The organism is Bilophila sp. (genome assembly GCF_057864385.1).
Map to the genome: position 1 here is coordinate 1 of NZ_DBMAFI010000102.1, position 9,479 is coordinate 9,479.

Genomic DNA, 9,479 nt, shown 5'->3' on the forward strand with positions numbered 1-9,479 from the left:
GATAGATCTTTCATTATACCATTTTGAACAATATATTCAATAATCTGGTTTACAAAATAGCTTTGCCGAGGATCAAGCTGAACCTCATCCAAATAGTGAGAGAAAGCAGCTTTGGCAGCCTGTATGTCCATTCCTACGATTTCTCGAACAAGTTCTCCAAGAGGTTTTGAACCATACTCTTTTTCATACTCTTCCTTTGATCCGAGTTCATTCCAGAGGATATCTTCAAGAATAGCAATATCAGAAACCGTCAGTGGAATATTCCCTCGCAATTTGGCAATTGCAGGATTATCTTGGTGTTGTCGAATATAAAAGCTGACTTTCATCTTATAATTCTGAAGGTCATCATTTTCAAGTTCGGACTCTTTCCACTCAATAGAAAGTAATTTATCCGAAAAATGCGTCTCGTACAGAACCTGTTCCCTTTTAGGGATGTATTTCATTAGTTCACGAAGGGTATTGCGAATATGTTCAAATACATTGATTTCAGCTCGTTCTAACATGTCCGTATGGAGTATACTTTCTATCATTTCTTTATGAGCAAATACATCGGGAATTGTAGCCAATTTAGAAAGGGAGCGCACTTTTTTTACAAGATCAGACCGCCCTTTTGTATAGCTTTTTCCTGTTAGATACGCTAGTTCGATACCATACATCAGCGCATCAAAACGCTGTGCGCTGGCTTCATCGGAATCAGGTTGAATCAATGGAGCTAGTTCTTCAGCGATTTGCAAAATATTTTCGTAGGAAAGCCTCTCGTAAGATTGTGGATCAGCATAGAGATCCACATATTTTACATGCAGGCGCACCGCAAAATGTTCTCTTTTGAGCTCACGGACTTTGGCAACCAGCTCATTTACCAGTGTAGAACGAAAAGCTCTTAGTTCATCCGTTTGGAATTCTAATTCCTGTAACTTGAAAATAATCTGGGCTTTCAGGTTAAAAACCTGCTCTTGTATGGAGCTTTGAACCGGAGCTTCAACACTTTTCCCTCCTACCCTGAAGAAAGAGAAGTTGCTGCAAAAGTCGAAGATAAGGAATTCCTTCTTGTCTTCACCATCCAAGAGGCCGGGGCACAGGCGTGTGCCTCTGCCGATCATCTGCCAGAACTTGGCCTTGCTGAGAACCCGCTTGAAGAAAACAAGGTTGACAACTTCCGGCACATCTATGCCGGTATCCAGCATATCCACGGAAACAGCGATTTGCGGTAGTTTTTGCCTGTCTGAAAAATCGTCAATGGCACTTTGGGCATAATTGGTCTGATTGTCGATGACCCGACAATATCCAGAAGGGTAGTGCGGGTAATCCTTATTCCAAATTTCCACAATTTTTTCGGCGTGCTTGTGGTTCTTGGCAAAGATGATGGTTTTCCCCACGTTCTTGCCGAAATCAGCGCGGATGCCGTGCGCCATAAGCGTATCCAGCACTTGGCGGATGGTATCGATGTTGAAAACCCACTCATTGAGGGCGGCACTGTCGATCCGCTCGGGGATTTCCCCATTTTCGGACGTAAAGCAGTCCTCAAATTCGGCTTTCTCCTCCTCGGAGAGTTCATCATACGTGATGCCTGATTCCATGAATTTCAGGCGAGTCTCCACGGAATGAAAGTCAACGAGGAACCCATCCCGGACGGCCTGAGCCAATTCATAGCCGTATGTAGGAACACCGGATTCCAGTTCAAAGATTTCATAGGTGTTCTTGTCGATTTCGTCTTTGGGCGTCGCAGTAAGCCCTACGATGTGGGCATCAAAATAGGTAAAGATATCTTTATATTTTTTATAAATGCTTCGATGAGCCTCATCAACGATGATGAGATCGAAGTGCCCACAGGTAAACACTTTTCCACCATCTTCGTCCTTAGCTTCGTCAATGCAGTTCATCATGGTCTGATAGGTGGAAAAGACGCCCCGTGCCGTACAGTTGGACTTGTCCTCACAGAGATTCGTAATGGACAGATCGGGAAGAAGATTGGAGAAAGCCCGTTTTGCCTGCACAACGAGGCTCGTCCGGTCTGCCAGGAACAGGACATTCTTGATCCAGCCGTAACGGAGCAGGACATCCACCAAGGAAATGACCACACGGGTTTTGCCGCTGCCCGTCGCCATGACGAGCAGCGCCTTGCGTCGGTTGCCGCTATCAAATGCCTGACAAATGGCCTTGATAGCTTCCTTTTGGTAGTACCTGTTGGTAATGGCTTCACGTATGAGGATGTTCTTCAAACTGGAACGGGAATCCAGCTTATTGAATTCCTTGAGCAGATCGCGCTTGGAGTACACGCCGGATACCACCCGTTCCGGGTAGTATCGGTCGTTCCACATATGCGTATCGAAACCATTGGTGAGAAAAATGATTGGACGCCGACCGAATTTCTTTTCAAGAAGATCCGCGTATAATTTGGCTTGCTGCCGTCCTGCGGCGACATCCTTACACACCCTTTTGGCCTCAATGACCGCCAAGGGCTTGGCATCATCCCCAAACAAGACATAATCCGCGTACCCTACGCCCGCTTTGTTGGGCATCCCTTCCAAAGGATACTCACTTTCCCAATCCTGCCCCCGCACCCATCCGGCATCTGTCAGCAGCGTATCAATATAAACCTTTCGGGTTTCGTATTCAGAGAGATCCAGCGGCTTCTGAACATACGTCTGCTTCTGGTGGTCGCGCCTTGCGGTGAGCTGCTCCCGCAACGCCTTGTTTTCCGCCTTAAGCTGCTCAATGGTTACATCCGCAGCATCAGCCTGAACCGAAGACGGCACAGCCTGTTCCTGCTCCAAAAGGGAAGAATCAAACTCACGTTCCTCATCGCCCTTGCCATAGCAGTAGTCAACGAAATCGAGGAAAACGAACAGATTTTCCAGTGCATACCGTGCCTGCTCCTTGCTGATGGCGCGGGTACTGTGAGCGGCATTGTTGCCCAGGGCACGGATAAAATTCAGGCGCTTGAGGATTTCCCGACCGACGATTTTCTGAAATCCTTCCGTATTGAGGAGCGTGACCAGCTTTTCCTGATAAGGCATCGACAGAGACGTATCCACCGAATACATCCATTTGATCGCCAGCTCCATCGCTTTGCGGCAGTTGATCGCGCACGAGGCGACATCAATGGAAAAGATTCTTTCTGCGGCGATAGCGGTGTTGGCAAAGCTGGAAAATTGTTTCTGCTCTTTCAGAAAATCGAAATTGGTCATGCTGGAACCTCATCCGAAATAGGTTTGCATCAGGGCCTTGTAGTTGAGTTCGAGTTTTTCGAGGCTTTGTTGAAGGGTTGATTTTGATTTATCGACCTGTTCTACGAAGGTGGCAAATTCTTCTTGGAGAGGGAGCGGTGGAAGTGGGAGCTTAATTTCGTTTATTTTTTTTATTGTTAATCGGGTAATTGCTGCACCGCCCATATTTTTTCGAATGGCTATATACATATTCTTATTATTAAAAACTTCACATAAATAATATGCATTTATTAATGCTTTATTAGGTTTAAGTAATGCAACACTTGAAAGAAGTGTAAATTCTTCATGAAGAGTATTTACAATTGCTATCCCTGTAGTTGCTCCATCTTTAATATATAAGACATCACCATGCTCAGGATTACATCGAGAATATATTTCCTTATGAGTATCGTTTGATACATATGTAATATCTGAAAAGTCAAATCCGCCAATTTTAATATTTTTAGCAGTTATATATTTATATTTTCCAGTCGAAAAGGTTTTAGGGGAGAAATGAGTTCCATCTGTTATTTTACTACAGCAATCAACAATAGATATAACTTTCCATTTTCGAGAGTTTACTACAGGATCCCCAAACATCTCGATAAATCGGGATTTCACCAGCAAATCGAGTTTTTGGATCTGTTGCTTTCTCAGTGCAATAAGCTCAGTGGCTTTGTCCAGAATGGCGGCAATTCTTTTTTGCCTGTCAATTGAGTAAATATCGATTGGTAAATTATTTAGTATTGACTTGTTAATTGCTTTAAATGTACTACCTGTGCCTCTAGCATTGAGTTCATTATATTTATATTTGAGAATATAAAAAAGATATTTATTGAAACAAAAATTTTTATGCGGTGTAATTGCTGCTAACCCTCTACCAATGCAACATTTCTCTTTAGCAATATTTAAGGCTCCTATGGGAGCCCGAACAGAGAGCAAGATATTTTCAGGTTCAGCTATCTTCTGAGGTTCTGAACACCATATACGTGTTTTGGGATACAATTCTCCGAAATCGGCGTTTCCTTGGTAAAAAGGAAGGCCAATATTTGTAGTATTATACGTCGAAGAGTCTGGTGACTGCCCCATAGTAATCTTGCAAATATTCCCAAGTACTGTTTTACTTTTTCGCATCACACCATCTTCTCCAAGTCCGTCAGTCCCGCAACGATCTTACTCTCAAGCTCCAAAATGTCACTCATGATCTCAGAAGTAGAGGGATATTTTTCCTCTACATAGACAGTCTGCTTGTACTTATTGATGGAAAGATCATAACCATTATCTACGATTTCCTGCTTGGGGACGAAAAAGCTTTGCTCAGTCCTTGCTCTGGAATCTTCAGCGTTAAGGCTGTGGAACCGCTTGATGATGTCGGGAATATCATTCGTCTGGAGTGGAGTCCGTTTGTCGTCAAGGCTGTAGCCATCAGACTGCATATCGTAGAACCATACCTTATCGGTTCCGCCGTGTCCTGTTTTGGTGAATATGACAACGGCAGTGGAAACCCCGGCATATGGCTTGAAGACGCCTGAAGGCATGGAAATAATCGCTTCAAGGCGGTTCTTTTCAATAAGTTCTTTGCGGAGAGCCTTGTGCGCCGTGGACGAACCGAACAGCACACCGTCCGGCACGATGGAAGCGCAACGCCCGCCGACCTTCAGCATCCGAAGGAATAACGCAAGGAAAAGGAGTTCCGTTTTTTTCGTTTTGCAAACCTTAAGGATGTTTGCCGAGACGATATCGTAGTCCAGGCTTCCCTTGAACGGCGGGTTCGCTAGAATTTTATCGTACTTGTCGCTGTCCCCGTTTTGATCTGAAAGGCTGTCGCAGTAGGCGATATTGGGATTTTCAATGCCGTGGGTCATCATGTTCATGGCACCGATGCGGAGCATGGTCCTATCCATGTCGTAGCCCGTGAACATCGTATTGTTGAAATGCGCCTTCCGTTCTTTATTGTAAAAGATGGCATCCTTGTGTTCCTTTTTCAGATAATGAGCCGCCTCCACAAGGAAACCGCTTGTGCCGCAAGCAGGATCGCAAATATGATCTTCAGGAATAGGGGCCAGAAGTTCTACCATCATGCGGATGATGTGCCGGGGAGTACGGAATTGTCCATTTGTTCCTGACGTTGCAATTTTTGAGAGGAGATATTCGTAGAGATCCCCTCGTGCATCCTTGTCAGGTTCTTTTTTCAGAAGCTCATACACGCCTTCGAGCTTGTCGATGATCTGGCTCAACTTTTGGGGAGTCGGAATCTTGAAGATCGCATCTCCCATGTACTTTGAGTAGGCGCTGTTTTTGTCGGAGTGCAGCGTCTTGATAAAAGGAAAGACATCCATCTGAACCGTTTCATAAGCGGCACTTGCGGGCTTGTCCCGGAAAACGGACCACCGGAGATCGTTTCCCCTTACCTCGCGCTCTCCGAGCTTCACAGTTTCAGGAAAAAGACTCTCATGAGGGATGCCGAGGATGACGCATTCCTTTTCCTTGCGCGTATCCACCTCATCAAGGTCATGGATGAACATCAGATAGGTTATCTGTTCAATGACGTCCAAAGGATTGGCGAGTCCACCCGTCCAGAACTCCGTCCATAACGCATCGACTTTATTTTTTAATTCGCCTGTGATCATCAGATTTCGCTTTGACAAAAAGTAATGGAAGAAGAGCGCATTGGCTCCAAGCCAGTCACAAGTATTTCGTTTTTTATCAGAAAGCGCAGTTGTGGTCAAAGTAAGTTATTTCAATATATTAAATATATTATTGTGTGACAGAAAAATGCCGTACATCCCAAAGGGTGACGGCATCTTTCTGTTTAATGATTTTTTAACGAATTAGGTAAAAAGAAAAGTAACAGTATGTGAATCCTAATGCTTCCTAAAGGAAGGCATTAGCATCCAATGTTTGAAGTTTTAATACCATCGGATTTCATAGAAAATAAACCGCAATATTCAGATAAAAATGAAAGAGATATATACAATTTATTATAAAAATTATTTAAATAAGTGAAGAGTGAGGTTTTATTTGATTGCACAGTCTTCGATGTTTACAGGTTTAATTGATAATTTGATATAGTTATTGGCTGCTTGTCCTAATTGTTTTTGAGTTTTAATAGCATTAAATGCTCTTTAGCAACTATGAATTTTACATCATTATTTGTTTTCCAATTTATTTTGGATGTAAGCTAGTCTATTAAAAAATATGCTTATATCTACTCCTGTCACAGCGACCATACTCAGGGCTGTCATAACGGCAGGTTCTTGACGACCTTTCTCCGTATTAAGGATATTTCGGAGTGTGTAGCCTGTTGCATCACTGATAGCCTGTTGTGTGATCCCGTTAGCGATGCGGATTTGCCTGAAAAATGGTCCAAATAGGCATTTGCACTCCTTCCATGCCTCTTCTTCATCTACTTCTTGCCATAGCCGGGGCATGATCTCGTGCCGCATCAAACTCGCTTCCTTAGCTAAGTCGGCAAAAAAGAAGCCGACATTGCTCCCCATTGCGGAGACAAGCCGTACTGCAAGCATCACCCCCGGCTGGAGCTCTCCCCCCTCGATCTTTTGGATACTCCGAGGATGGATCTCGGCAAGAATAGATAGTTTCCATTGGGAATATCCCGATTGTCTGCGGTATTCACGGAATATTCTCGCAAGTATTTGTTTTAATTCTTCCATCTTTTCATATTTGACGGAAGCATTAAAAAAAGCTAGACGATTAAAAAGGCTACGCCTTATATATCCATAAAGAAAATTTTACAAAAACTCCTTGGTATTATGCTGGATAGAATCCAATAAAACCGACTAGCTGAAATAATTGCAGGAGGATGTATGAGGACTCCCAAATGGATAGGGCCTTTTCTTGTGCTGCTCTGCCTCACACCCAATGCTTATGCAGACTCAGAGGCATTATGCCCATCCAAGGTGTTGGATAGCGGCACCCTCACTGGAGTCTACAAGGGCTCACAGTGTGGAGATATGTGTTACGGCGCATTCCAGCTTGATTCTGGAGAGTCCGTTTTCATGCTTGCCGATCCTGATCAGCTTGATCAGGAACTGGGAGAGGAAGGCAACCGGGTTTCAGTAAATTACGATGTCCAACAATTCTGGAATGTATACGGTGAAGAATGTTCACGGATGGAAGTATACAAAAGCGGACATGTCATAGAGCAGCATACCGAAGGAAATGCTTCCACGCAGAATTCCCTGCTCAGTACGGAATACGCCCAGTGTATGGAGAAAAGCGGTGGTGTCACCGTAGCCATGCAGGACTGCCTGGCTGCGGAAGATGAACGCATGGAAGCTCTTCTCAACGCCACGTACAAAAAAACAATGCAGGCAATGGATGAGAAGCAAAAGATCTTGTTGCGTGATTCCCAACGGGCATGGCTCAAATATCGGGAAGGTTCATGCGACACGATGATGTCTGTCCTTGGGGGAACTTCCGCTGGCCTTATCACGACAGGCTGGCGGCTCGAAATGACGGCACGGCGTGTAAGCTGGCTCAAGGATATATTGGATACTTTTTGAGGCTGATTCATATCCCCCTATTGCCAGTAAAATTTTTTCATCTTTTTTAAGTGTAGATTGCATTAGGTTACCTAATAGAATTGATAAATTTATTTGTAAAAGGAGAGGCGTGTGCACACTAAAGATTATGCAGAAATACAAGAGCTACTCACCCAATGGCTTAACGATTATTCTCTAAAAAATGGATCGGAGAGTGATGAAGTATGGCTAACTAATAAATTAAAAAAAGAATTACCACAGCTATCTGATGATAAATGTATAGAATTTTCTAGTGATGCCATTGCTACTATTCAAATTTATAACGATAAAAAAGAATCACTACATATAGAAATATCAAAAGGAATGGCCCAAGAGAGCTGGCTTGAAAAGGAATTAGAAGCGAGCTCTAAAGGTATGAATGCTATTCAATATGGATCTTATTTATCTAGCATAGATATTGCTATTTCAGAAGCCAATAAAGATTTAGCGCAAACAATTACAACCCGTGATGGAAATATAAATAACAATCCTAATTTGTTTGGATATTTATTTGAATCTGAACATGTGGCATCATTTAATATGGATGCAGCACTCAAGGGTAACGATTATCGTGCAGAAGTGCTTCGCCCTGTTCCAGGTACAAACTATGAAAAAAATTCTGCGGATATAGCTATATTCGATAAAAAAGGAACAACAGTACAACTTGTACAGGCTAAATGCTACTCAAATCCGGGTGCTTCCAATAAGGCTTTTGAGGCTGGAGATTATACTGGGCAGGAACGTCTTGTTCCCGATGGCCATGCTCAAAATGGAACTAGTGATTCAAAAATTAAGCAAAATGGCGTAGAAAGTACTTCTATTGCTGTAGAAGAAATAAAAAAAGAACAAGAAAATATTCAGCAATCCGGTATAATTCCTAAAAAATTGTGGAATAATTATACCAATAAAAAGCTTGCATTATACCTTGGAAAACAGGCTGGAATTGCAGGGTTGCAAGGAGCCGCAGTGGGAGGAGCTTTTGCATTTGCTAATTGTATCATAGACGATAAAGAAATACATAGTGATGAAATAGCAGAATCTATTATAAGAGTTGGAGCTAAAAGTGGAGCCACTTGTGCTGTGGCAGGAGCATTGAAAGTTTATATTGAACGTCATATTCCAGAAAAAATTTACAATGTCATCCCAACTACACCCTTGCCTTTACCTCCTATACCTTTCCCCCCTGTCATACTCAAAAATCCAACTACAATCGGTATGATCGCCAGTACAGCTGTCGATAGCGCATGTATAGCTTATAAGGTCGCTCAAAATGAAATAAGTATCGGTGATGGCGTACGCGAAATAGAGCAATGTGCATGCGCAGTTGTTGCAGGAACTGTAAGCTCCATAAAGGGATCTACTGTTGGAGCGACTATAGGAGCCATTTTAGGTCCAATAGGAGCGGCTATAGGAGGATTTGTGGGAGGAACGTTAGGTTATATAACAGGATCAACTGTAGGGAGAGCTGTTTGTGCGGGGGCTCAAAAACTTCGTGATAGTGCTTGGGAAAAAACTAAAAAAATAGGGGATAATATTGCTGCTGCGGGAAAAACTGTAATGCATGGCATTCAAAATGCTTGTTCGAGTATAGCAAATTTTTTCGGATTTTAAAATAAGGATAAATTGATATGATCAAGAATATTAAATTTTTGAGGGTGTCAACTAAATAATGACGCAATATCTTTCCAGCTTCCATTGACATGGAATCTGGCAAAAAGTGCCATTGTCA

General features: G+C 42.9%; 6 protein-coding genes. 2 read left to right on the plus strand and 4 right to left on the minus strand.

Annotation, left to right across the window (positions count from 1 at the left end; all coding sequences use genetic code 11):
- The 4 genes from ACZM8Y_RS17130 to ACZM8Y_RS17145 form a co-directional block, all read right to left on the minus strand.
- A partial coding sequence (locus tag ACZM8Y_RS17130; RefSeq protein ID WP_489501921.1) for a DEAD/DEAH box helicase family protein occupies nucleotides 1-3,188 on the minus strand: 3,188 nt, incomplete at its 3' end.
- A 9-nt stretch (nucleotides 3,189-3,197) separates the two neighbouring features.
- Nucleotides 3,198-4,340, minus strand: coding sequence for a restriction endonuclease subunit S (locus tag ACZM8Y_RS17135; RefSeq protein ID WP_489501926.1), 1,143 nt, complete (start codon nucleotides 4,338-4,340; stop codon nucleotides 3,198-3,200).
- Nucleotides 4,340-5,935 (minus strand): class I SAM-dependent DNA methyltransferase, encoded by a 1,596-nt coding sequence (locus ACZM8Y_RS17140; protein WP_489501922.1) that lies wholly within the window; start codon nucleotides 5,933-5,935, stop codon nucleotides 4,340-4,342. Before ACZM8Y_RS17140 ends, ACZM8Y_RS17135 begins: the two co-directional genes overlap by 1 nt.
- A gap of 420 nt (nucleotides 5,936-6,355) precedes the next feature.
- The gene (locus tag ACZM8Y_RS17145; RefSeq protein ID WP_489501923.1) at nucleotides 6,356-6,880 is read right to left on the minus strand and encodes a helix-turn-helix domain-containing protein; all 525 of its coding nucleotides are present in this window, start codon (nucleotides 6,878-6,880) and stop codon (nucleotides 6,356-6,358) included.
- 153 nt (nucleotides 6,881-7,033) lie between these two features.
- On the opposite strand from ACZM8Y_RS17145, the gene ACZM8Y_RS17150 reads away from it, so the two are divergent.
- Both ACZM8Y_RS17150 and ACZM8Y_RS17155 read left to right on the plus strand, forming a co-directional pair.
- Complete coding sequence (locus tag ACZM8Y_RS17150; RefSeq protein ID WP_489501924.1) at nucleotides 7,034-7,732, plus strand: lysozyme inhibitor LprI family protein; 699 nt, start codon at nucleotides 7,034-7,036, stop codon at nucleotides 7,730-7,732.
- A gap of 111 nt (nucleotides 7,733-7,843) precedes the next feature.
- Complete coding sequence (locus tag ACZM8Y_RS17155; RefSeq protein ID WP_489501925.1) at nucleotides 7,844-9,361, plus strand: hypothetical protein; 1,518 nt, start codon at nucleotides 7,844-7,846, stop codon at nucleotides 9,359-9,361.
- Nucleotides 9,362-9,479 lie beyond the last annotated feature (118 nt).